At 33.3% G+C, this 25,306-nt stretch carries 22 protein-coding genes and 1 pseudogene; 2 read left to right on the forward strand and 21 right to left on the reverse strand.

Features of this window, described 5'->3' with window-relative positions; all coding sequences use genetic code 11:
• Nucleotides 1–24: 24 nt before the first annotated feature.
• The 3 genes and pseudogenes from ACP7AQ_RS10050 to ACP7AQ_RS10060 all read right to left on the reverse strand — a co-directional run bounded on the left by ACP7AQ_RS10050 (nt 25) and on the right by ACP7AQ_RS10060 (nt 1,914).
• Nucleotides 25–866: pseudogene (locus tag ACP7AQ_RS10050) on the reverse strand (IS982 family transposase).
• Between the two features lie 278 nt (nt 867–1,144).
• Nucleotides 1,145–1,516, reverse strand: coding sequence for a nucleotide excision repair endonuclease (locus ACP7AQ_RS10055; RefSeq protein ID WP_426095378.1), 372 nt, complete (start codon nt 1,514–1,516; stop codon nt 1,145–1,147).
• A 29-nt stretch (nt 1,517–1,545) separates the two neighbouring features.
• Complete coding sequence (locus ACP7AQ_RS10060; protein WP_426095379.1) at nt 1,546–1,914, reverse strand: hypothetical protein; 369 nt, start codon at nt 1,912–1,914, stop codon at nt 1,546–1,548.
• Between the two features lie 511 nt (nt 1,915–2,425).
• Here ACP7AQ_RS10060 and ACP7AQ_RS10065 point away from each other — a divergent pair.
• Complete coding sequence (locus ACP7AQ_RS10065) at nt 2,426–2,986, forward strand: DUF6642 family protein (protein WP_426095380.1); 561 nt, start codon at nt 2,426–2,428, stop codon at nt 2,984–2,986.
• Between the two features lie 538 nt (nt 2,987–3,524).
• Here ACP7AQ_RS10065 and ACP7AQ_RS10070 read toward each other — a convergent pair.
• On the reverse strand, nt 3,525–4,691 hold the full coding sequence (locus tag ACP7AQ_RS10070; protein ID WP_426095381.1) for an acyl-CoA dehydrogenase family protein: 1,167 nt from the start codon (nt 4,689–4,691) through the stop codon (nt 3,525–3,527).
• A gap of 286 nt (nt 4,692–4,977) precedes the next feature.
• Between ACP7AQ_RS10070 and ACP7AQ_RS10075 the strand changes: the two genes are divergently transcribed.
• Entirely contained in the window at nt 4,978–5,718 is a 741-nt protein-coding gene (locus ACP7AQ_RS10075; protein WP_426095382.1) for a tyrosine-protein phosphatase, read from the forward strand.
• 348 nt (nt 5,719–6,066) lie between these two features.
• Here ACP7AQ_RS10075 and ACP7AQ_RS10080 read toward each other — a convergent pair whose 3' ends face one another.
• The 17 genes from ACP7AQ_RS10080 to ACP7AQ_RS10160 form a co-directional block, all read right to left on the reverse strand.
• A complete protein-coding gene (locus tag ACP7AQ_RS10080) occupies nt 6,067–8,001 on the reverse strand; it encodes a polysaccharide biosynthesis protein (RefSeq protein WP_426095383.1) in 1,935 nt (644 codons plus the stop codon).
• A gap of 228 nt (nt 8,002–8,229) precedes the next feature.
• Entirely contained in the window at nt 8,230–9,183 is a 954-nt protein-coding gene (locus ACP7AQ_RS10085; RefSeq protein ID WP_426095384.1) for a UDP-GlcNAc--UDP-phosphate GlcNAc-1-phosphate transferase, read from the reverse strand.
• 110 nt (nt 9,184–9,293) lie between these two features.
• Complete coding sequence (gene rfbA / locus ACP7AQ_RS10090) at nt 9,294–10,160, reverse strand: glucose-1-phosphate thymidylyltransferase RfbA (protein ID WP_426095385.1); 867 nt, start codon at nt 10,158–10,160, stop codon at nt 9,294–9,296.
• A gap of 239 nt (nt 10,161–10,399) precedes the next feature.
• Nucleotides 10,400–11,446 carry a dTDP-glucose 4,6-dehydratase gene (gene rfbB / locus ACP7AQ_RS10095; protein ID WP_426095386.1) on the reverse strand — a complete coding sequence of 349 codons (1,047 nt, stop codon included), beginning with the start codon at nt 11,444–11,446 and terminating at the stop codon, nt 10,400–10,402.
• Between the two features lie 357 nt (nt 11,447–11,803).
• On the reverse strand, nt 11,804–12,187 hold the full coding sequence (locus ACP7AQ_RS10100) for an SDR family oxidoreductase (RefSeq protein ID WP_426095424.1): 384 nt from the start codon (nt 12,185–12,187) through the stop codon (nt 11,804–11,806).
• Complete coding sequence (locus tag ACP7AQ_RS10105) at nt 12,188–12,334, reverse strand: sugar nucleotide-binding protein (protein ID WP_426095387.1); 147 nt, start codon at nt 12,332–12,334, stop codon at nt 12,188–12,190. It lies immediately after the preceding gene.
• 489 nt (nt 12,335–12,823) lie between these two features.
• Entirely contained in the window at nt 12,824–13,372 is a 549-nt protein-coding gene (gene rfbC / locus ACP7AQ_RS10110) for a dTDP-4-dehydrorhamnose 3,5-epimerase (RefSeq protein WP_426063497.1), read from the reverse strand.
• Nucleotides 13,373–13,488: 116 nt separating this feature from the next.
• Nucleotides 13,489–14,388 (reverse strand): NAD-dependent epimerase/dehydratase family protein, encoded by a 900-nt coding sequence (locus ACP7AQ_RS10115; protein ID WP_426095388.1) that lies wholly within the window; start codon nt 14,386–14,388, stop codon nt 13,489–13,491.
• Complete coding sequence (locus ACP7AQ_RS10120; protein ID WP_426063495.1) at nt 14,388–15,494, reverse strand: glycosyltransferase; 1,107 nt, start codon at nt 15,492–15,494, stop codon at nt 14,388–14,390. Before ACP7AQ_RS10120 ends, ACP7AQ_RS10115 begins: the two co-directional genes overlap by 1 nt.
• Before the next feature lie 312 nt (nt 15,495–15,806).
• A complete protein-coding gene (locus ACP7AQ_RS10125) occupies nt 15,807–16,544 on the reverse strand; it encodes a glycosyltransferase family 2 protein (protein ID WP_426063494.1) in 738 nt (245 codons plus the stop codon).
• 18 nt (nt 16,545–16,562) lie between these two features.
• On the reverse strand, nt 16,563–17,750 hold the full coding sequence (locus ACP7AQ_RS10130) for an EpsG family protein (RefSeq protein WP_426095389.1): 1,188 nt from the start codon (nt 17,748–17,750) through the stop codon (nt 16,563–16,565).
• Nucleotides 17,751–18,920 carry a glycosyltransferase family 4 protein gene (locus ACP7AQ_RS10135; RefSeq protein ID WP_426063492.1) on the reverse strand — a complete coding sequence of 390 codons (1,170 nt, stop codon included), beginning with the start codon at nt 18,918–18,920 and terminating at the stop codon, nt 17,751–17,753.
• Between the two features lie 187 nt (nt 18,921–19,107).
• Entirely contained in the window at nt 19,108–20,031 is a 924-nt protein-coding gene (locus ACP7AQ_RS10140) for a glycosyltransferase family 2 protein (RefSeq protein ID WP_426063491.1), read from the reverse strand.
• A 21-nt stretch (nt 20,032–20,052) separates the two neighbouring features.
• Nucleotides 20,053–20,904: a hypothetical protein gene (locus tag ACP7AQ_RS10145; RefSeq protein ID WP_426063490.1), complete on the reverse strand. Its 852-nt coding sequence runs from the start codon at nt 20,902–20,904 to the stop codon at nt 20,053–20,055.
• Nucleotides 20,905–21,136: 232 nt separating this feature from the next.
• Entirely contained in the window at nt 21,137–21,766 is a 630-nt protein-coding gene (locus ACP7AQ_RS10150; RefSeq protein ID WP_426063489.1) for an acyltransferase, read from the reverse strand.
• Between the two features lie 525 nt (nt 21,767–22,291).
• Nucleotides 22,292–23,821 (reverse strand): hypothetical protein, encoded by a 1,530-nt coding sequence (locus ACP7AQ_RS10155; protein WP_426095390.1) that lies wholly within the window; start codon nt 23,819–23,821, stop codon nt 22,292–22,294.
• Between the two features lie 3 nt (nt 23,822–23,824).
• Nucleotides 23,825–25,282 (reverse strand): O-antigen translocase, encoded by a 1,458-nt coding sequence (locus ACP7AQ_RS10160; protein ID WP_426095391.1) that lies wholly within the window; start codon nt 25,280–25,282, stop codon nt 23,825–23,827.
• Nucleotides 25,283–25,306 lie beyond the last annotated feature (24 nt).

The following is a 25,306-nucleotide window of genomic DNA, read 5'->3' on the forward strand; positions in this document are numbered from 1 at the left end:
TGTTATGTAACCCGTAGTGTCTAATTAAATTATTTGTGTTTTAATATTATTAATTGTTCAATCAAAAAAAAATTATTGATGAATTGTACCAAAGTTAACGCTGCTATTTTAGCCAAAATTCTTGTTTTAAAACCTTTAAAAGATTTCGGATAATTTCTTCTAATCATAAATTGGTCGCACAATTGAGAAAATAAAGTTTCAATCCTTTTTCTTGATTTTCTATCGATATTTGGTTGTTTTTTATATCCTTTTTGATTTTTTCTCAATGATGTTTCCAATTTGATATTTGCACTTTCAAACAAGTCTAATTGTTGTGCTGCAGACAAATAACCTCTGTCCCCCAGTAGCACACAATTAGATAATTGATATTTTAAATCTTTTAACAAATGTACATCGTGAACAATTGCTTTTGTAATATCTATTGATTGAAAAACTCCTGAAATACTACAAACTTCATGAATTTTATAACCATAAAACCAAGTATTTTGTGATGCACAAAAACCTTTATCAGGCGCAGTGTGAAAGTCATCTTTACATATTTTTATTCTGTTATGTCTAGCCATTTTACAAATCTCAAGTGTCATACTGGATACTGTAAAATAGTTTTCAAATTAAATAAATTTTGAGTACAAATGTTGTCTGAGTTTTTCAGTAAAATGGAATAACTTTTTTCTCCTTTTATTGTATTGACTTCGCTTCATTAAATTAGGAATTTCTCCTTTTTGTAATTGATTAAAAAATGAATTTTCACCATCAATAGACATATCTTCAGAAGTTAGGCTCAATGCAACTATTTCTAGATCAGATATTTTAAATCTTCTTCCAGCTCGAATTTCTATATTTTAAACAATATTAAAAGAAGTAATAACTTCTAAAACTCTAAAATAATTTTTTACTATATTAACTTAGATATTGGGTTGTTTGTCGACATCACGACACTAAAAATCAGCGTCTTGACCAATATCTAATCACTTTATTTTACTTCAAAATAATTGCACCCAACTGGTTAATCAACAATTACAGCAAGGCAAAAAGATAATATTTAGTTTAAATTTCTAATGGAGATATTACTTTTGTGTGTTTTTAGGTAAAATGCACAATAAAGCAATAAAATTTCACAGTACCTTGTTTTAATTAATTGAATCTAATACCCATTTCTATCTTCACTTTGGTAAAGACCATGTTTAAGCATAAAGCGTTTGAGCGCACGATTGTATGCTGTCAATAGTTTTTTGATTTCTACACATTCTACTACTAGTGCCATTAATTGCGTAGCACAAATTTCAAATGATACACTACAAATTTCTCGTGAAAAATTTTGTCTTTGTAAACTTATATTCTTGCAAGCGAAATGAGAAGCTACTCGTTTTTTAAAATTAACCGCTTTTCCAACATAAATAACTGTTTTCACTGCATTATAAAAATAATAAACACCCGTTCTTTTGCGCAATTTAAGAAAATCATCCGGTGGTAGATTAGGAGATAAAAGCTGATCTTGTGCTGTTTTTTTAATCATTTGATCAATGTGACCCACTTAATCGCATATTAGTAATTTAGAAAACAACATAGAGGCTGCATCTGCATCAACTGCAGCACGATGCGTATTCTTTCGCGATATATCCAAGCTTTGTCATAATAATACGAGGCGTCCTCATAATTAAAAAGTTGTTTAGATGAAATCCCCAACTGATTAAACGCCGATGCTTGATAAAGTAAATTCCCTTGTGAGTAAGGCAAGACTTCGATTAGATTTTTTTCGCTCCCTACATAATCCCCAAAAACCTCTTGAATAACAGCCATTTGAACTAAATTATAGACAATTATTAGACTATCGTTTTCTAACTCAGATAAAATTTTGGAACGGTTATAAAAATAAAAAGCACTATCCAACTTTTGATTTGCATAATTTGTCATTCCTAAGTCTAAACTTTCTCGCCTGAATGCTATTTTCTGTTGTGGTATCTTCAGTCGGTAATGAGGCTTTAGTCTTTGAAGTTTCTTGACAAATAAAAAATAAAAAGTAGTAAAGAAACAAAAAACGGGAGACGCAAAATAATAGTAACTTTTTCAGAAAGCAGTACTTTCTAAATAATATTCCGATATTAAATTATGGACAATCAATTTGGCGGTGGCATTATTATGCTAAAATTATCCTCGCCAACTAAATTATTTTTTATTTTTAAAACAAATAAAACAGCAATCCGTTAACAACTATTTATTATTAAATGTTAACAACGAATTTTATTCTGCAGTAATTTTACAAAATGAAATTATAAAGTCGGCAAACAAGTAATCCGCAGAAAACATATTAACTTTTGGAATAAACGTTAATTGTTTTTATCCTTTAAAAAATGTCACTAATTAAAGTTTTGTATTTCAAAAAAATAGTCGTTCGTAATAAAATCATCTCAATAAACTAAAATTCATGGATTCTGATACCTTTATTTTCTGCCTTGAAGCAGTTCCTGATGTAGACATAAATAAGACAACTGAAGTGGTCAAAAACTTAGAGCAATTAGCTTTTGAACAAGGCATTACAAGCATTTATAAAACATGTGATTCTATTGAAGGATTAGAAGAAAGTTTAAATTCTCTGCTTTATGAAGACCATAATTTTACCAATTATGAAATCATTTACTTCGTAATGCAAGGCGAAGGAAATACTATTTGCCTGAATGAATATTATTATAGCTTAGAAGAAATAGCCGAACTCTTTGAAGGAAAAATGAAAGGAAAAATTCTGCATTTTGCAAACGCAAAAGTACTGGACTTAAGCCCAGATGAGGCGCAATATTTTTTAGATGTTACAGGAGCACGCGCAGTTTCCGGTTATGGGGCTTCCCACCAAAACATAACCAGCAGTTCCCTTGATAAACTTTTCTTTTGCTTGTTTGAAGAACAAGATGACATCATAGAAATTGTAGAAGAATTACATCAAAAAAACTATGCTCTTTGCAAACTTCTCGATTTTAGATTGTATTATTAGCAGAACTAGTATTATTTTTTATTGAGGTGTAAACTTATTATAATGTCTTGATATAAAACTTTTTGAGTATTCACAACTGTGTTTAAAAGTAGGTCAAAGATGTTTTCCTTATAAATTAACCTATCAATACGGTCACTAAACTCGTCTACATACTTCTGAAAATGCACTTTATGAACTTAAGAAAAAGTACTTCTCAACCAAGATTTCACACGATAAATTGTAGTGTTTAATTCTTTTCAAGATTTGCCTTTGTCACTTATTATCTGTTTCAAATCAAACTCTTTTTTTAACGGATCATATCCAGTCCATTTGTCTGTTTTCATTGATGCAGATTTGCAAATGTGTTTATTAAATATTTTGCCTAATTATTTACACGAATAATCTTCAAGCTGGTCACAATGTAATCTTTACATTCCGCCAGTATCATTGGTTCTAACGACGATTATTAATTTCTTTTTTTTGAATCATCGCTCCTTCCTTATTTGAGCCCTTCTCGCCAACCAAGAATCTTGTTTATTATATAACATCAATTTACTCATCACAGATCTTTAAACAATCCGCGAGCAATGACTATTTTCATAATTTCATTTGTTCCGGCATAAATACGTGCCACACGGTTATCAGCATACATACGAGCAATTGGATAGTCCCACATATAGCCATAACCACCATACAATTGCAAACATTCATCGACGACCTTCCCGCACATGTCGGTTGCCGAATATTTAATCATCGAAGCACTTTCTGTTGTCAATTTATGATCTACTAATAATTCGATACATCGATCTAAAAAAGCCTGATGTATTTGAAGTTGGGTAGCACATTCCGCAAGTTTAAATTGGGTGTTTTGAAATCCGGAAATAGGGCTCTCAAAAGCGGTTCGTTGCTTGGTATAGCTTATAGTATTTTCGATAGCACCTTCAGCGGTAGCAACCGCCGTAATCCCAACAGTAAGTCGCTCTCGAGCCAGTTCCCGCATCATAATTTTGAATCCTGCTTTTTCATCTCCCAGCCTGTTCTCCTTTGGAACTTTAACATTATCAAAAAACAACGCGGACGTATCTTGTGATTTCATTCCAATCTTTTTGAAGGGAACTCCTTTATGAAAGCCTTCCATTGTTGATTCTAAAATAAGTAACGTAACACCCTCCTCATCCGAATTATGATTGGTTTTGACAGCCACGACAGCCATATCACACATAAATCCATTGGTGATAAATGTTTTTTGACCATTTACCAAGTAGTGATCTCCTTTATCTTCTGCCGTTGTTCGAAGGGCTTTCAAATCACTCCCGCAACTAGGTTCCGTCATTCCTATTGCAGTAATAACTTCTCCTTTGGCCATCAACGGCAAATATTTTTGTTTTTGTGACTCGGTTCCATAATATAATAAATAAGGCGCTACAATGTCGGAGTGCAATGAAAACCCGGGACCGGTTATTCCTTTTTTGGCAAACGCTTCAATTAACAAAGCATTAAATGTAAAATCCAATCCTCCTCCCCCATATTCTTCAGGCATATCCACACACAACAATCCTAATTCCCCCGCTCGTTTCCATATTTCACGGGATACCATCCCATTTTTCTCCCATTCATCTAAATGATCTATAATATCATTCGAAATGAATTCTTGAATCATCTCTTGCATCATTTTATGCTCTTCGGAGGCATAAATTTTTCGTTCCATTACTATATTTTGTAACATTTTAATACAGTTTTTAGTTTATAAAATACTTGAACTGATGCTGATATTGGAAAAATTAAAAAAAGTAATTCCCAATTTGCATCTTGAAAAAGATTTCGCTATCTAAAGTTACATAAATTTTGGATTCAAAAACGTTTCAGTAAACTAATCATAAGTTACTGAATCACAATCCAATTAAAAAAGCTGCTAGACTTCTCTGAAATACCAATACCTTTTCAATCACGGTGGTCAAAAGCTGACACTAAACAAAATCTTAATACTAAAAACTTTTTGCTACTTTTGTACCATGTTTTCACTATTCAAATCAAAATCTGTACTGAAAGACTTAATTCCGGAGCATCATATTGACATCCATTCCCACCTGTTACCCGGAATTGATGATGGCGCCAGAATATTTGAAGATACGCTCCGACTGATAAAAGCACTGCAGGGATTCGGTATTTCCGAATTTATCACCACACCACACATTATACAACATGTTTGGGACAATACTCACGAACAAATTCTCGCCAAGAGAGCAAGCACATTGGCTGAATTGGAAAAAAATGCAATAACAGTTCCCTTCAAAGCAGCGGCCGAGTATTTGATGGATGATCAATTTGTGCGTCTTTTTCAATCGGGTGATTTATTGACCCTAAAAGACAAATATGTGCTGGTGGAAATGTCGTACATCAATGCACCAATCCAATTATACTCGATACTTTTCGATTTACAGGTAGCAGGATACATACCGGTATTGGCACATCCTGAACGCTACCTTTTCTACCACAGTAATTTTAATGAATACGTAAAATTAAAAAGAGCAGGTTGTTTGTTCCAACTTAACCTATTATCCACCGTGGGGTATTATGGCGGTGCTATTACTAAAATAGCAGAAGAATTGTTGCAAAAAGGGATGTACACTTACGTAGGAACGGATGTGCATCATGACAACCATATCGCTGCCTTTAATCAAAAAGTAGCCATCAAAGACACAACCCCGTTGAAAGAAGCGATAGAGAACAATCAGTTTTTTAAATTTGGATAAACTAAAGTAGATCTAATGATTTTAAAAGTAAGTTTGACCCTTTCCAAACTGATATCAGCTACCTTTTTAAATCTGTTTAAAACTTGGATCAAAACGAAAAGAAATCTTTTTTATAAAACGGAGGAGTACCACATGAATTACTAAATCCAAAACTACTTTTTAAAGACCTTTTTAAAAACAGCAAATACAACCTCTCACATTCGTATAAATTCGTGAAATTCGTTGCGAAAAATTTGAAGAATAAAACCTGCTAAAACTCCGGTCTGAACTACTATTAATACCATAAAAAAAGGTTGTAAAGCACCTATACTTTACAACCTTTCTGGTGCAACATTCCTAAATAAAATTCTACTTATCCAATAATTCAAAAGTAGAATTCATGCTCTTAAACTCAGGTACAATTTGCTTCATTTGGGCGACCATTCGGTCATTGTCAAATTGATTGGCTGACACAATAAGTTCATCTATAGCATGATTTAGTAGATTAAAATCATCTAAAACCTCCTCCGCTATCATAATTTTTTCGTGATACGTGGGTAGGGTTTTTGAAGTATTATTCAACAATTCTTCATATAATTTTTCGCCCGGTCTCAATCCGACTATGGCTATTTTGATGTCTTTTTCAGGGGTAAAACCGGCCAGTTTAATCATCTTTCTCGCCAAGTCAATAATTTTGACGGGTTTACCCATATCAAAAATATAAATCTCTCCTCCATTACCCATAGCTCCAGCTTCCAAAACCAATTGACATGCTTCAGGAATAGTCATAAAATACCGGATAATATCAGGATGCGTAATGGTAATAGGGCCGCCGCTGGCAATTTGCTTTGTAAACAAAGGAACTACGGAACCATTCGACCCCAATACGTTTCCAAATCGTGTCGTAATAAATTTAGTAGTCTTTTTTTCTCCGTCATTCGCATTTTTGAATTGCAGGGATTGCACATACTTTTCGGCGATTCGCTTGCTGGCACCCATCACGTTACTGGGGTTCACAGCTTTATCAGTGGAAATCATTACAAATTTTTTGACTTTATACAAGCACGATAAATCGGCGAGATTTTTGGTTCCCTCAATATTGGTAAGAATCGCTTGTGAAGGATTTTCTTCCATTAAAGGCACATGTTTATACGCCGCTGCATGATAGACAACCTGAGGCAAGTGGGTTTTAAAAATACTGTTTAATACTTCTTTATTTCTTACATCAGCAATAATGGTGACTATGGTAGTAGAGGAAACATGACTTTGTATTTCTAAAGATAAATGATGCAGGGGCGTTTCGGCATGATCCAAAATAAGTATTGTTTTAGGATTAAAGCTGATTACCTGCCGTACGATTTCACTTCCAATAGATCCTGCCGCACCACTGATTAAAATGACCTTATCTTTAAGTTGTTTTGAAATTAATTTACTATCCAAAAGTATCGGTTTTCTTTCCAGCAAATCTTCAATTTGAATCGTTTTTATTTTTTGAGAAATCTCTTTTTGATTTTCCCAATCGGAAATCAATGGCACAGTATAAACGCTGTAATTAAACTCTAAACATTGATCTACAATAAGCAATTGTTCTTCTTTTGATAAACTTTTATCTGCAATAATTACGGCCTGAGCATTAATGGAGCGCATCAACGGGGGTAATTTTTTCTTTTTGAACAAAATCGGCAGGTCCATAATACGCTTAGCCGTATTTTGATTGTTTTTATCTACAAATCCAACAATTTTAAATCGGGTGGGAGTTTCAAATTTTAAGGCATTCGCAACCGAAATAGCATTGGCATCTGTACCGTAAATGATTGCTCTTATTAATTTATTGGTTCCTTTGACAGAGAAAAAAAATTCAAATAACTGTTTGATTAAAATACGGTATAAAAATAATCCGCAAAAAGAAAATACAATATTGATGAACAAGGCGGTATTTAAAAACGCTTTGACACCAAAGAAAAATTCATACAGGAAGTTAAAAAGCAAAAATATGAAGAGTACTCCAAGTTGAGAAAACAAAATCTTTACAGCGTCAATATAGGAAGAATGACGAATAATTCCGGAATACGTTCTAAAAATCCAAAAAAAGAAAATATTCACCCCAAAAAAAAGAAACAAGAATTTAATGGGATTTGGTGTAATAACAAAATTTAATCCTGTTCCCCTAAAAAGCATAATGGTAAGAAAACAAGACAATACTAACACTATGACATCGATCAGTACGACGATCCATCTGGGCAAATAACTTAAATTAGACAGGCTAAATTTCAAATTTTCTCTGGATAAAAAATTTGGTTTCATAACGGATGAGTTTGTGTTTTTAATAGTACTCAAAATAGTATTTTAAAAGGTTGTGCTGGTAATATAGAAATAGTTTTTCAACTTGATTACAAAAAGGAAACAAAATTAAAACTAACTAGTCGTAAACTTAGAAATACGCTGGTAATTCACCGATTTTATAATAATATTAAAACAAATGTCAAAAAGAATATTAAACTAATTGAAAAAAATATGACAAGAGACAATTGTTTACGACTTTCTAAGAATCATTTTCCGATGAACGAACGAACGGATAAGGATATAAAGCAAGGTCAAAACTGCTAAAATTATAAGAACAAATGACAAAGATAATTGTCCTCTGGCATCCATAAAAACAACTAGTCCATTAATAATCAGTTGCAGTACCGCATAAATAAAAGCCACTACAATTTGATAGTGTCCCATTTCATTGGCAAGATATTGGTACAAATGAGAACGATGCGGTTGAAATATGTTTTCTTTCTTCATCAATCGGCTGACAATCGTGACAACAGCATCAATACCATAAACGGAGAAGAAAAGAATATACCCCACTTGTCCGGTGACAAATATAGTTTTTATCATAAAATACCCTAAAAACAACGCCATACTAATACTTCCCACATCACCTGCAAAGGTTTTCGCTTTATTCCGAACATTAAAAATTCCGAAAGCAATACAAGCTAATCCCATCGTTAGCAATAAGGGCAAATGGGCACTGTGAATGGGCAAAAAAGAAAAACTGAGTAGTGCTGCCATTGCATACAAAACTGTTATTCCATTGATGCCGTCCATGAAATTAAAAGCGTTAACCCAGCCGATCATCAATACGAGTAAAATGGGCAAGATCCATAAAGGCTGGTAAAACAAATTGAGTTCAAAAAAAACCAATCCGACAGCAATAAGGTGTGCTAAAAATCGAGGCAGCTGTGGTAGCGGTCTCATGTCATCGATAAAACTGACCACGCCCACTAATACAACTGCAGCAGTCAAGGGCCAGGAAACATATCCCATAAAAAATGCGATAAATGTCGCAATAGGAAAAATGATACCGCCACCTCTCAAAGTGACAGCCGTATGTGACGATCTGGTATTGGGTGTATCAATAATGTGACATGCCTCTGCTATTTTAAAATAAAGAAGTTCTATGCTTACAAATAAAAGAATCAGTAGAATGTATTCCATTTTCAATGAGAAGTAGTGTAGTGAAGGCAGGTAAAGTAGAAGATATTAAGAATCAAACACCTTAAAATTAAGGCATTTAAAATACAACAAATTCTAGTCTGCTTGTTTTATTATTTGTTTTTCAATAATCCCAAAAGATACTCTCCGTAACCGGATTTCTTTAATGGTTCTGCCAAATCTTTCAACTGTTGCTCTGTAATGAAACCTTGTCTCCATGCAATCTCTTCGATACAGCCTACTTTAAGTCCCTGACGTTCTTCGATTACCTGAACAAATTGTCCGGCTTGCATCAAACTATTAAAAGTTCCGGTATCTAACCAGGCTGTACCTCTGCTTAAAATCCCAACTTTCAATGCCCCTTTTTCTAAATAAACTTTGTTGACATCTGTGATTTCATATTCCCCACGCGCACTTGGTTGAATATTCTTGGCAATTTCAACAACTGAATTGTCATAAAAATAAAGTCCCGGTACGGCATAATTGGATTTAGGCTCCAGTGGTTTTTCTTCGATTGAAAGTGCCTTAAAATCCGCATCAAATTCAACCACACCGTACCGTTCCGGATCCGAAACGTGATAGGCGAATACCACTCCACCATCTGGATTGGTGTTGGATTGCAATAATTCATCCATATTAGAACCAAAGAAAATATTGTCCCCAAGAACCAGTGCTACACTGTCAGAACCTATAAATTCTTCCCCAATAACAAATGCTTGCGCAAGACCATTAGGCAAAGCCTGTTCCGCATAGCTAAAACGACACCCAATAGAGGACCCATCGCCCAATAACTTTTTAAAATTAGGCAAATCGTGAGGCGTAGAAATAATTAATATTTCGTTAATTCCTGCCATCATCAAAGTGGATAACGGATAATAAATCATCGGTTTGTCATACACGGGCATCATTTGTTTACTCATTGCTAAAGTCAATGGATGCAAACGGGTTCCGGAACCTCCGGCTAAAATAATTCCTTTCATAAATGTTAAATTTATTATTTATTAATCATTTTTGCTATCGCTATTTAGGCATTGGTGTTTGCTTGCACAAACTCATTTTTAATGCCGATTTCATATTAATATAATTATAGTGTTTTGACTCTGAACTTTGAATAGGTTAATTATCATTACCTAAAATCTGAATTCTCAATAAATAATTGATAACTTACTACTGAACACTAATACCTCAAAACTAACTTCTAAAATCTGAACATTAAAAACTAATTATACTGTTTCTTGTAATAAGTCGCATACTCACCAGAAGTGATATTATTCAACCAGGTTTGATTTTCCAAATACCAGTTAACCGTTTTTTCCAAACCTTGCTCAAAAGTAACCGAAGGCTTCCATCCCAATTCTGTATTGATTTTACTGGCGTCAATAGCGTAGCGCAAATCATGGCCAGGGCGGTCCTTAACATACGCAATTAACTGTTCTGAAGTTCCTTGGGCTCTTCCTAATTTGTCATCCATTATTTTGCAAAGCAATTTGACCAAATCGATATTCTGCCATTCATTAAAACCGCCAATATTATAAGTATCGTGGTTTTTTCCCTCATGGAATACCAAATCAATCGCTACAGCATGATCCTCAACAAAAAGCCAGTCGCGGGTATATTTTCCATCACCATAAACCGGTAAAGGTTTATTCTGGATAATGTTATTGATAAACAAAGGAACTAATTTTTCCGGAAAATGAAAAGGGCCATAATTATTGGAACAATTGGTCAACACATAAGGCAAACCGTACGTTTCACCATACGCTCTTACAAAGTGGTCTGAACTCGCTTTAGAGGCAGAGTACGGGGAATTTGGATCATAAGCAGTGGTTTCTGTAAAGAGTCCTTCGGCACCCAAACTACCATAAACCTCATCGGTACTGATATGGTAAAAACGCTTTCCTTCATAATTGCCTTGCCAAGTTGCTTTGGCGGCATTCAACAAATTCATCGTTCCAATCACGTTTGTTTTTACAAAAGAAAGCGGATCCGTTATGGAACGATCTACATGTGATTCAGCTGCTAAATGCAAAACACCATCAAATTGATGTTCCTCAAACAATTGATCAATAAAAGCGGCATCAACAATATCCCCTTTGATAAAAGTATAATTGGAAGCTGCTTCTATGTCAACTATATTCTCTAGATTTCCTGCATAAGTAAGCGCATCTAAATTAAAAATTTGATACTGTGGATACTTGTTTACAAAAAGTCGTACCACATGAGACCCTATAAAACCGGCACCACCGGTAATTACTATTTTTTTCATTTTATTTTGATGTTTTAATTAGTTTTAAACACGTAGTAACTTTTTTTGTTAACTCTTAAATCATATTAAAAAGCAATTTCCTGTTTTCAGCTATATTTGCCGCTGGAGCGAAAGGAAAACTGCGAGCATGATCTCCTCTCATTGTTTATTATTTTAAAACAACTGATCACTTCTAACTACTCAACAACATTATACATTTCTCTAAACTAACTTAATATTCAGTCACGGAAAGCCCGAACGTATTTTTTATTTTGCTTTTATCCAATAAAGAAAGGGCTGGTCGTTTTGCCGGTGCTGGATAATTAACGGTGGGAATTCCGTTAATTTCGCAGTCAAAACCACCAATTTCCTGTATCGCTAAAGCAAATTAATACCAACTGATTCCGCCCTCATTAGAAAAATTATAAATCCCGGACTGACAATTATCGTGTGTGTGTCAGTAGTCAAGATGGCTTGTGCCAAATCATTGGCATAAGTAGGACTTCCTATCTGATCAGCTACAACATTCAGATGATCTCGCTCTAGCATCAATTTTGACATTGTTTTGACAAAATTAGCGCCAACACTGGAATAAACCCAAGAGGTGCGGATTATAATCGCATCCGGATTTTGTTGTAAGCATGCCTTTTCACCCGCTAATTTGGTGACACCACATACATTAATGGGTTTCGTTGGTTCATTTTTGTTTAATGCGGTGGCTGCCGTTCCGTTAAAAACATAATCAGTAAGTATGTGTATCAGTTAACACAAGTTGCCATGGCTCCATTTTGCAACAACAGCTATTGATTGATGATTGAGCATGTAAGCCAATTCAACTTCAGTTTCGGCTTTGTCCACTACAATGTGTGCGGCAAAATTAATAATAATCTGAGAATTAAGAAAATTCAATTGCTTTGCTAACTGTTCTTAACTACACAAATCTAGCTCTTGACGGTCCGTAAAAATTCATTCAAATTGTGAATATATTTTTGACTACCGGGTTAATTCAGAAGTAAACTGTTCTTTCGATCCGGTTACTAAAATTTTTTTTATTTTATTTTTTTTTGCACTCAAGCATTAGGATTTCAAGTGTATTTTATACTGTAGCAATAGTTTGATGCACAAACGATTTGTATTTTTTTTTTAAATATGGATTCAGATTACGGTGAAATTCAACAGTCTGAATTGCAATTTTTACGACTAAACACTGAACACTTCCAGTCATATAATTTAGAATACTCCACATCTTCTTTGTGAACTTTGCAATTCAATTATCAATAGTACAGACAACTTGAAACTTTAAACTTTATACTTTTATAAACTTTGAACGTTAAACTCTTAGAAAGACTTTGCTAACACAAAAACTTTGTGCCTTTTAAGAACTTTGCGGTTAAACGTTTAAAACTCCCAGTCAATGGAATCAAATTCCGGCAATATCAAATCCTTATCAGAAACAAGTACTTCATCCGGAAGCAATTGCCAATCAATGGCCAAAGTACGATCATCATAGCGGATACCTCTTTCACTATTTTTATCATACGCACCATCAACTTTATACAGCACGGAAGCTGTGTCACTCAAAACCGAAAAACCATGCGCAAACCCATGAGGCACCATTAATTGTTTTTTATTTTCGGCACTCAAAACTACGCTAAAATGCTGCCCGTAAGTACTTGAATTTTTTCTTAAATCTACCGCTACATCGAGAATTTCTCCTTGCAACACACGTACTAATTTAGCCTGTGCAAAAGGATTAATTTGCAAATGCAAACCTCGAATTACTCCTTTGGTAGAGAAGGACTGATTGTCTTGTATAAATTCATAATCTATCCCATTTTCTAAAAATCTGGCTCGATTGTAAGCTTCGAAGAAATACCCGCGCGAATCTTCAAAAACAGTTGGCGTGATTAGGATTAAATCGTGTATTGGGGTTTTTTCGAAAATCATTTTTATTTAATTAACATTTAATATTGAAGAGGACTTTGTTTTATAATTGAATACAAATGGCCTCTAGTTATGTTTTTTTTTGTCAGGTGAGGCAAAGTTGAGACCAAAACAAAAATTTATTTTTTAAAGGAAGTAAATGTTTTAAGTAAACCTTCTTTTGAGGCAATAGGCAAAGGCTTTCCTATCGCTTTAATAATTTTTTTATTACTTACGACATAATTTTCAGTCAGTTTTTGCAAACGTTCCGTATTAAGGGGTAAGTGCAAGTGATCTCCCAATTTGGCGATGCCTTTTATCCAAGGAGATGGGATAGCTATAATTCTGCTTTGTTCGCCTAAACTACTCCCTAATAAAGTAATAAGCTCGTTGGTCGATAATGCTATATCATCCGAAACCTGATAAATTCCGGAGGGTATCATCGCATTTTCTAATAATTCTTGAACTACAAAACAAAGATTTTCAATACTCAAAAAAGAACGTTCGTTTTTAAAATCGCCCAAAGGCCATGGCAATCTTTTAGAAACCAACTGATACAATAAATTCAAATTCCCTTTGTTTCCCGGACCATGAATCATACAAGGTCTAAGGATATAAACTCTTTTCCCATTCGGTAATTCCTGAGATAAAAGATATTGTTCGGCCTGCTGTTTGGCTATCCCGTAATGGGTTTTAGGATTTGGCATTGCTTCTTCCGTTAGGATTCCGTCGATGGCATCTGCTACCGCTTTTACAGTACTCATAAATATAAAAACAGAAGCTGTTGATGCTAAAAACGAATCGAACAATTGTTTGGTTAACTCAAAATTAGCTTCGTAATAATCCGTTGGATTAGACACCTTTTTTAAATCGTGTGCTTTGCCGGCCAGATGAATAATGGCATCGCAGGCCAAATCAAATCGCTGATTGGCCACATAACGTACTCTCATAGCATGGACATCATGTGCATCTTTCAAATACTCTTGAAGATTATATCCGACAAATCCCGAAGCGCCTGTAATTATAATTGAATTACGCATTAATTTGTATATAAACGTAAATAGGCTTCTGACATTTTCTCCCTGGAAAATAGTTTCACCCTATCTAGTGCATTTGAAGAAAAAAATTCATACAATGGTTTATTGTTAATTATTTTTTCTATCGCCTTTTGTAAAGCTGCTGAATTTTTTGGTGCCACTGTAATTCCCGAATAATCATCTGTGGAAACAAAAGGAACTCCTGAATCTAAACGGGTATTGATAACCGGTAAACCATTTGCCATTGCTTCCAATTGCACTACGCCGAAAGCTTCCGCTTCATTAATGCTCGGCAAAATAAACAAATCAGAAGAATGGTACACTTGCGCTAATTTTTCGTCACTGGCATTGGCAATAAAACAAACTTTATCCCTGATCCTTAAGGCATCTACTAATTCTTCCAAATTAGCCTGCTCTTCCCCATTACCAATAACAGTCAGTTTTACATTTAAAGTCTCGATTGCTTTTATTAAGTATTCAACGCCTTTGTATTTCCTCAATTTACCAACAAAAAGCAACTGAAAACATCGGTTTTCAGGATATTTTTTACTTTGAGAAAAGGAATATTTGGGATCAAAACTCAATGGAATAACGGTAACTTTCTGTTTGTATCTTTGTAAGATATCAGATGCTTCAAAAAGTTGTGGTGATGTTACCACTATTGCATCCGCTCTTTCCAGTAATTTTTCAGTCATTGGATTATACATCTTTTCAATCCAGCTCCATCTAGAGTTTTTAATATTGGCATGCCAAGTAATTATAAATTTTTTATTAGCCATGTTTTTCAAATACCGCAGTAAAGTGAACTCCATCGTCGGAAAAGGATAATGATGATGAATCACATCGTGATCCTGTATTAATTTTTTTAAGGAGGGATATCTTAAATTAAGTGGCTGGCTTTTCAAGTAAAAAGGGGTCGCTTCTTTGATCACTTTAATCCTATCATATCGTTTAGTGTCCTTACTAAAATTCCTCAAATGATTGTTGGAATAAACCGTAAAGTCAGATGCATCTGAAATAGCAACAACACCTTCAACTATATTTTTAACCACTGATTCCATCCCACCCTGACAGGGATCATAATATTTAACGATGTTCAATATTTTCATTACGTATGGTAACTATTTTTTATTACTATTTCCTCATTCGGCGTATCCCCAATCTCATGATGGAGGTCTTTCCTTTCCAATGCGCTGCAACTTTCTCTTTAATCTGTATTTTTATTATTTGCAACAGGGTCGATTCAAAATGTTGTTCCTCTTTACAATTGGCATCCACTATACTCTATTACTCCTCAAAATTGCTACCTGTCTCATAATCCCTTCCTTCTTAAACTACATTTTTTTCACTAAATAAAAAAATATATTGTTTGCTAGCGTCAAAGACAATGCTATAGAGCAATAATCATCCTTATTTCTGTTTTAAACAAGCCTTCTTAGATATTGAAGAATAAATTCCACCCGATAGCTTATTTTAAAATTTAAACTGTTTTCACTTTTCATCCCTGAAGCAGTTACTGCAGCACTATGACGTTGATATCGAATTAATTTCTTCTCTAGAAAGGCCACTTTACCATTTCTTTCTGCAATAAGGCCAATCCAAATATCATGGGCAATAAGATTATTTGGAAATGGCAACGACTTCAATAATATATTTCGATCAAAAATCATACAGCAGCCCAAATAGGAATTTTTGATTATATTTTTAAAAAAACCTGTTTGTGATTTTACTTTTTCAAAATAGGACGGGGCTATTACCGTACCAGATTCATCCACGACAGTGGCATCATGAACAACAAGATTACACTTTTTACCTTTTAATAGTAAAATACAATCTTCTACTTTATTGTCTTCCCAAACATCATCCTGATCGGATAAAAAAATGTAATCGCCGGTAGCATAGGTGAGCGCATTCTCAAAATTTTTGGTGACCTGATAGGATTTACTTTGTTTAGCGGGTTGGAGCTGGCTTAAATCATTATGCACCAGTTTGATCCTTGAATCTGAAAAAGCCAATATAATGTTGATGGTCTCATCAGAAGAACCATCATCAGAAATGATTATTTCATCCGTCTCGGACAACTGTTTTAGGATACTTGCTAGTTGTACTTTAATAAATTTGTCCCCATTAAAGGTGGCCATACAGACTGAAATTCTCATGTTCTTCATTTTATGCTATTATTCTTCATTCTTTTCTTTCCATTTTATCAAAAGATTATCTTCATCACTAGGTGTCACAAAAAAGTAATTGCGATATGGCACTAGTACACTTTTAGTCATAGGGTTAGAAATAATTCTGGAAAAACGAATGGTCGGAAAAATTAATATTAACAATACATAGGGAAAATAAAGTGCCTTTGGGATAAATTTAATTAAATAAACAAAAACAAAAGCAACACCAAAATAAAAATAATATGAAAACCGATCTGCTATATCCTTGGAGTCCGAGAAGAATATATTGATTATTATGAAAATAAAAAAGGAATTGATAAAAAATCGCATTTTATAATTATTAAAATCAATTTTTTCATAATTAGCAGACAGCAATAAAAGGTATATAGCATACAGCAGCCCTACTATACTAATGGAACTTTGCGCTTCCACCGTAGTTGAATTTAAATACAATTTTTGTGCAAATATCAGTTCGGGAAAATAGTTACTTAATCTTTCCAATATGGTAGTAACAAAGGAAAAATGGGTGATCATTGTGATTAAATGCAACCCAAAAAGAACCAAGATAAACACTCTGCTAAATTTTATTTTAAAAATGAAATAAAGAGGTATGAAAATCAGTGCGCTGACATGAAATAAAGAACCCAAAACATTTAAAAGGAAATATTTAAAAAAACTGTTATTAATATATTTAATACTCAATAGGAAAATATAGAAAGCGATGGACTGCCTTAAAATATCAAATTCCCGAAACATGGTAAAAGAAATGAAAGTTGCTAAAAATAAAAATTTATAGGTTACAGTTTCTTCTTTCCATGTAACGTAAAACAATACGGTGTAACAAAATAGAGAGACAATTACGGTCAACGCTTGCAAACTACTGCTTGTCTCCGAGTTAAAAACCATATTGATTAGGGAGATTAAAATCTTAAAACCATATTCAATACCTTTTTCCCCCTGAAAATTAGTGGCATTTCCCGACAAAACATCCCAAAAGGGTTCGATCCCGCGGATTATGTTATTGTAATTATACCAGTCATTGGCCATCTTATAACGAAACCCTATAAAAAAAAAAACTACGAACCAAAAAATAAAAAAAAGCAATTTCTCTATTTTTTCAAACGACTCAATCTTAATTAAATTGAATAATGAAATAATAAATAGGAAACTGAAAAATAAAATATATGGAATCATTTAACGCCTTGCTAAAAGTTGAGTGTACAGATTTACCAGCAATTGGCTGTTTCGCGAAACAGCTGCATTATCGGTAGGTAAAGCAAGCGTATTTATTGATTGGGAATCCGTTAGAAATTGCACAAGGCAATTTTCCAGCCCTTTTTCATCGTTCAAATCATAAACATACCCCTTGCCCCCGTCGTTTATGTATTCAGAAAGCGCTCCAACATTAGACACAATTACGGGTGTTTCAAAAGCGGCAGCAGTCATCAGCACACCACTCTGGGTCGCATCTCTGTAAGGGCAAATTAAAACATCGGCTTGTTTAAATAATGATTTGATTTCAGTTTCAGCTATAAATCGATTGATGGTAATCAACGATGAAGAACCGACCAATTCTTCTGGTAAATGGTAAGAATAATTACCTTTACCAGCGACCACAAGTTTAATCTGCGGGAAGTTTTGAACCACTTTAGAAAAAGCGCTTAGCAACTCGTCAATTCCTTTGTAAGGGGATAGTCTTCCAAAGAACAAAAGTACTTTTTCATTAGGTAGCTTATTGATCTCTGGTATCTTTTTAGTGCCTAATGCCTCATAGCAATAGTACGGAACCAGTCTTAAATCGGCAACCGGTACTTTGGGATGAAATACTTTTTCAAACAACAGTCTGCTATATTCAGAAAAAGTGGCGAAAGCAGCAATCTTACTAAAAAGAATTTTACGCATGATTACATAGCCCGCATTTTGTTCCCCTGAATGGGCAACTGGATCGTGGACATTCAATACAATCTTTCTGTTTTTCAGCAGTAGTGCAAAAGCCAGCATTCGCCCAGATATATCATCAAAATGAACGAGCTGTGGTTTAATACGTTTTAGCTGTTGGAGCAGCGCCATCGTAATCCTTACGATACTCATTCCAATTTTTGGAGGAAAAAAGACAAAATGGACAGATTGACAACCTTCAAAATAATGTTCGAACAACTTCACATTTTCAATTTTGTCTTTTATCGCTTCGAATGGATAAATTCCGTCGAGAACAAAACCCTCTTTTAATTTAAAAATGGTATGGTTAGGCGCATGCAAACTCACACAAACCATTACATGCAAATTAACATGCTGTTTCAAATCATTTATTTGTTCTGCAGAATAATCCAGTAAAGGAGGAGAACAGATATATAAGATATTCATTAGTATCGAAGTTAAACTTTAAAACTATATTAGGACCGCTCAATCAGCAGCATAATGAAATAGTATAGTAGGTACCGATTTTTATTTCAATTTAATGCTTGATCAGGACTGAAATAAAAATTTGCCAGCATTGCATTTTGAAATGACTCAATCTGAATTTTTATTTGAACATTCCAATCAGCATTCATTATTTTTTACATTTCTGGTAGAGATGGTATTCATACTGGTTTACTTTTAGACAAGATAACCAATAAGAAACCCGTTCGTGATTACCGCTGACTTTAAATAGAATGATTCTTGTCCATGCCGTTAAAAGAAATAGAAAAAAAGAAACGGATATCCATTCTTTTTTTCCAGTTTTCTCAAAGTAAATGTATTTACTTTTTATCATGCGGCGCATGGTGTTTTCTTTAATCGTTTCGGAAGCGCCTTCCAGATGAATAATTTTGGCTTTTGGAACGGACGCTACTGTATATCCTTGCTTTTTAATTCTCCAGGTTAACTCTGTCTCCTCATAATACATAAAAAAATCCGGATCAAAAGAACCCACTTCCTCGAGAACTTTTTTTCGAATCATCATGTCAGCACCCGTGACATATCCATTTAAAATCAAATTTTGATCAGAATGGTTGAAAATACTATTTATTCCATACCGAAACTTTGAAAAAACACTTCCCAAAAGAACTTGCGCATCCGTAGATATGCCAGGCATCAATTGACAATACGAGTCGGTAGGCCTTTGATTGGCATCATATAAATTAGCTCCGCAAATCGCTACGGAACTGTTTGCATCCAAATAGTTGCTAAGAATCGCAATCGCATTATTAATTAAAATAGTATCCGAATTCAGCAGGAAAATATATTCTCCCTTGGCTTTTTGTATTCCTAAATTATTGGCTCGTCCAAATCCAATATTCGCACCGCTTTGAATAAAATTGATTCCCGGGAATTTATTTCTGATCACAGCTTCTGAACCATCATGGGAATCATTATCAACTACAAGTATTTCAAATGCAAGATTCTTCGTTTTTTGATAAATGGAATAAATACAGTCAACCAGCAAATCTTTTGTATTGTAATTAACTATTATAATCGAAACGGTAATTTTCATTTAATACTGTTTAATTTGAAATTAGGGTTTACAAAATCTATCTTTTCTTTTTCCCCTAATGCCATCCATAAAACCATAAAACAAAGCGATTGATTTATCCATTTTATTATTTTCAGACAATAATACTTTTACAAATCTGTAAATCCCATATTCTTTAACAATTACGTTCTTCAAGTCTGTTCCAATCTGCTGGGGATATTGCTTCCATAACAAAATATGGTTGCATAAAATGGAGTATGTCCTGAAAGGCGAATAGCCTAAAGTAGTAAAACCAAAAATTGATTTTTGATGATTGCCATAGATTTGATGTAAAAGGCAGTGTGTATCCACTACTGTCTTATAGCCCTTCAAATTCGCTCTGAAACAAATTTCATTATCCACACAGTCAATTTTATAATCTTCTCTAAAACCGCCTATTTCCTGTATTAAGTTAACATTGTAAATGGAACCAGAAGTTATGCACCAGCTGGTATGTAAAAAATCATTCTGACAAGCAAACGTACTGTTTGGATTGACACCATAAATGGCATTATTATTTCCTAAATTTAATTGTATCCTGTTTTTATATAATTTAAAGCCACCGTCTTCAAATAAACTATCCTGATCCATAGTAAGCAAATGAGTATATTGATTTGCGATACACCATGCAATCGCCTGATTCAATGGGTAAGCAATAAATTCATTTTTTCCGGTAGAAAGTTGTTGTATCTTCTCTTCATATCCGGGCAAATCAATTATCAATGGCGCACAAATACGGTTAGGAGTATTGTCCCAAAGGATTAATGCATCCACATCGGCAATATACCGAAGGATATTTTTTTTTAAATCATTTAAATTAGGGTAGTAAACAACTACAATTGCTGCTAATTTCATGAAGATATTAATTATTTTTTATGCGAAAATAAGACTGGTAAAAACGAACACTTGATGGCAATTTAAAGCGGCAAGTCTAAAATAGAGATCAATTTTTATTCAATGACGTAATTTACATTTCGACGAAATAGAAGATAAAATAAAGGTATTAAATGAGAAAGTCAATTAATCAAGCATTTTTTAATCATCAGTTCGATTGTTCATACGATTTAGCTCTTCTTTTTTTAAATTATTAGATTTCTCGTACAATTCGAGCTGGATTTCCTGCAGCGACACAATTTCTTGGAATTGATCTAGTTACGACAGCATTTGCTCCAATTATAGAGTTTTCTCCAATAGTTACTCCAGGCAGAACAACTACTCCTTCTCCCAACCAAACATTATCTTCAATAACTACAGGTCCTTTGCTGTACAATTTTCTCAGCGATGGTGGTAATAATAAAGCTTCTTTTGTTATTTCACCATGAAAATGATCACTTATATAAACTTTACTTGCCATTAATACATTATTGCCAATTGTAATCTTGTTGATTGCACCAATATGGCAATCATGCTGTATCGAAACATAATTTCCTATTTTGATTTCAGGAGCAAATCTATCTCCTAAAACTTCCTCAAAAGCATGTAAATGCAAACGTTTTTGACAAGAAAAACCTTCACCTACAGAAATATGCTTCCCTCCATGTAAATATAAAGGATACGAAATTAAAAAACCTTCCCCAACTATTTTAAATTCCCGTAAAAACCAAAGTGAATATAATTGATTAAATCTTAATGAGAAGTTTAAAGATAATTCTGGAGAAAAAATATAGGAGAAAAAATAGAGCGTTCTTGCTATAATTTTTTTTACAAATCGTTTCATCTTATTAAATTTTTAAATTAAAACACCTTTTATATAGTATGAAATAAAATTACTATCCACGTGTTTTTTAATTACAAATAAGTATATTTTTAATTATAAAAATAATAGAGCAGAATCATATAATAATTTATTTCTTATAAATTATTAAAATTACTGATTTATCTTACGTTTTTATAATCTAAATAATACCCATAATATTATGAAGTTCAATAATAATTTATCAAACTTTCTTTTATCTTTTTAAAAAAATATTTGACTTAGAACAATCTATCGCTATTTTCTAAAAAAACTATACCAAAAGTTTTACATAAATGTAAAAAAACAATAAGTAAACTAGTTGGGTAAAATTGTTTAAAACGTCAGTTCGAGTGTTTTGTGTGAAGTATAATGGAACAAAAAATGTATCAAGAACCGTTTTTAATAAAACTTTTTTAATCTCCTTATAATTTCATTTAGAAAATCATTTGAACAGACTAAAATTATCATCAAAAAATGTTTATACCTAACAGGTTAATTACTATTATTTTAGGCGTTTTTCATATTAAAATCGACCTTTCTTTTATTAAAAAACTTTCCAATAATTGTCCAGCTTTTAGCGGAAAAAATAAACGATATGGATTGCTTGGGAAATAACAGTAATGACTGAAATTTAAATTGAGAAACAATCAGGTAATTAAATTGTTTCAGGTATTTATTTTCGTTTTCTATGTACAGGTCTAAAAATACCTTATAATCAATAACTTCTTTTACAAACGGGTTTTCCATTCTATTCAAAGAAACTAATTTTCTCAAATGCTCTGAAAATTCCTTTTCTGTAATAATGTGTTTCTTATTCTCGTTCCCTTTTTTTTCCCTGTAGAATTTACTTTCAATCATTTTTAAAGCTTCAGCTGTAAAAGAATCTAAAGTTGTGTGGGTAATTTTAAAATCCGAATTAGTATTCCAATTTATGAACCCCTCGGCAAAATTAGATGGTATATCATCCGATGTGTAGGATAAAATCGGCTTGGCTAAAGATGCTGCATATTGTCCCATTAATCCACCGGTCAAGGGATAAGTACTTAAATAAATATCACAATGTTCAAAAACATGGGTTATATCAGGTCGAGAACCTAATAAAAATAAACGTCTTTCATATTTATTATCTGAAATAAATTGTTTTATTGGGCCATCATGTCCGTGTCCTGCTAATAGTATTACAATTTTTGAATCTAATTCTATAAGAAGTTTTAATAAATTTAAAAAAAAATCTGACTTGCCGTACATCTTATAATATGATCCCCCTGTAAATATTTTAATAGCATCATCAGCTATTTGTGAAGGAAAGCCAATAAACGGTTTACATTGCATTATTGGATAATAAGGCTGAATAAGCAATTGATCTTCAGACAAATTTCTTTTCTCATACGATACAGTACAACCATAATTCCTGAATTCTAGGGAATAATCAATACATTTTGTACCCAACCAAAAAGCATGATCGGTTAAATTCACCAAATATCGTGCAACCTCTTTTAAACTGTTCCAAACACCGATAGCTACAACGCTGGAAGGGTTTAGATGAAGAAATGCTTTTTCAGGTTTAAAATCAATAATCTTATTATAAATGCAGTTGATTTTCTCAGTTTTTGTTAAAGAGTGATCTACCACAAACAACTCTGCTTTTGAGTAAGATTTAATCTCACTCATAATTTGTTTAGAATGCGACAAATCATCTCCTTCAAAAATAAATAGCAATTCGACTCCCCAGCTAATCAAAGCACGCAAGTATTGTTGTGTCAATCCTCTGTTGTCTAATGCAAACACGTCATAAAAAACAATCCTTCCTTGAATTGGAATAAAAACTGATCTTTCAGCAATAATTACATCAGAAATTGCAACCAAAAGATTTTCTAAAACTTCATCTGCATACTTCCAGTTAAAAGAATATGCGACATGAGCGGCTGCTTCTATATATTGTAATGAGAGTTCGTAATTTTTATTATCAAATTCTTTTAATGCTAATAATTTGATTTTATCAAAAACATTTTGAATTTCTTGAATAGAAGTTTCCATAATTTATTTTTTTATTCTATTATGCAAAAAATTATTCAAAACCGTCTTGATTCCCAACTTCTTATCCAATTCATTATAGGAATTCCAAACTGAACATAAAATCAAAATAGAACCCGCCATGTAGGAAAAAGGCTTATCAACAAACTGTACTACTCCAAAACAACTAATCGCTAATAAAAACTGAGTAGCGAAAATTCTTAAAAAGGAACTGTCAAATGAAAACTGATATTTAATTTTGCTTAAGATAAAAACTTGGAAAAAATAAATAAAATAAGCTACAAAAAATGAAACTCCCAAACCTGTTAATCCCCAAAAATAATAACCAGCTAAGTCAAATAGCAAGACATACGCACTAGCAAAAAGCTCATTCCAAAAAAACAATTTCGATTCTCCCTTAGCTAATAATATAAATGAAATAGACCATGCTGCTGCCTTAAAAAATGTAGCTACTGCTAACCACAAAACCATTTGCTCAATAGCTACAAATTTAGTGGAGTATAAAACAATAATTATTAGTTTGATAAAAACCAAGAACATCATAATAATGGGTCCTAAAATCAAAATAGAAATCTCAGCTTGTTGATTAATGGTTTTTTTACACAACTCATTTGATGACGCTACTGCCGATAATCTTGGAAAATAATCGGTAGCCATAGCAGTAAAAACTAATCCAACATAGGTATTTATAATAGCAAAACCCGCAGTAAACAACCCAACTTGGCCAACACCGCCTCTACTACTAATAAACAACTGAATTATATAGGTGTTCGCAGTTACAAATAAACCAGTAAGACTAATCATAAAACCCATTTTTAGCATGTTTTTCCCCTCGGAAAAAGCTAATGCCTTAGTCAACTGAACTTTGGTGATTTCAACTTTTCTCGCAAAATACCAAGAAATAGCAAACGAAACCATTGATGCTATAATTAAAGTGGAAACAATACCGTCTACACCAAAAAAGTAATATAAAGGAACCGTCACTATTAAACCAATAACACTACCTGTAAGACTTGCCTTTGCTAAATATTGTATTTTCTGCATTCCTTGCAGCACGACCAATTGTCCTACATTGAGCTGATTGAATAACAATGTGATTGAAATTAAAGCAAAAGACCAAATATAATTGCTGTTTCCAAAAGTAAGCTGACTCAGCCAAGGTGAGAGCACCAAAACAATCAATGTACCTGCAGCCCCTGTTACCCAAACCCATCTCTTTAGAACATTTACAACCAAACCAACACGCGAATTATCCCCACTACTGTTGGCAGCCGATACATCTCTTACGGCACTGCTTCCTAGTCCGAAACTAGTAATTCCGCCTATCAAACTTGTTGTCGAAGTAAGTAATCCTACCACTCCCATACCAACAGAACCAAGAAAAAGGGCAATGAATTTAGAACGAATAATAGATATTAAAATAGTAAAAACCTGAACTCCTCCAAATATGGAAGTGGCTTTCATTATATTTCGATAAGAGGATTGATT

Source organism: Flavobacterium sp. DSR2-3-3 (assembly GCF_049896585.1).
In the GTDB taxonomy this organism is placed as follows: Bacteria; Bacteroidota; Bacteroidia; order Flavobacteriales; family Flavobacteriaceae; genus Flavobacterium.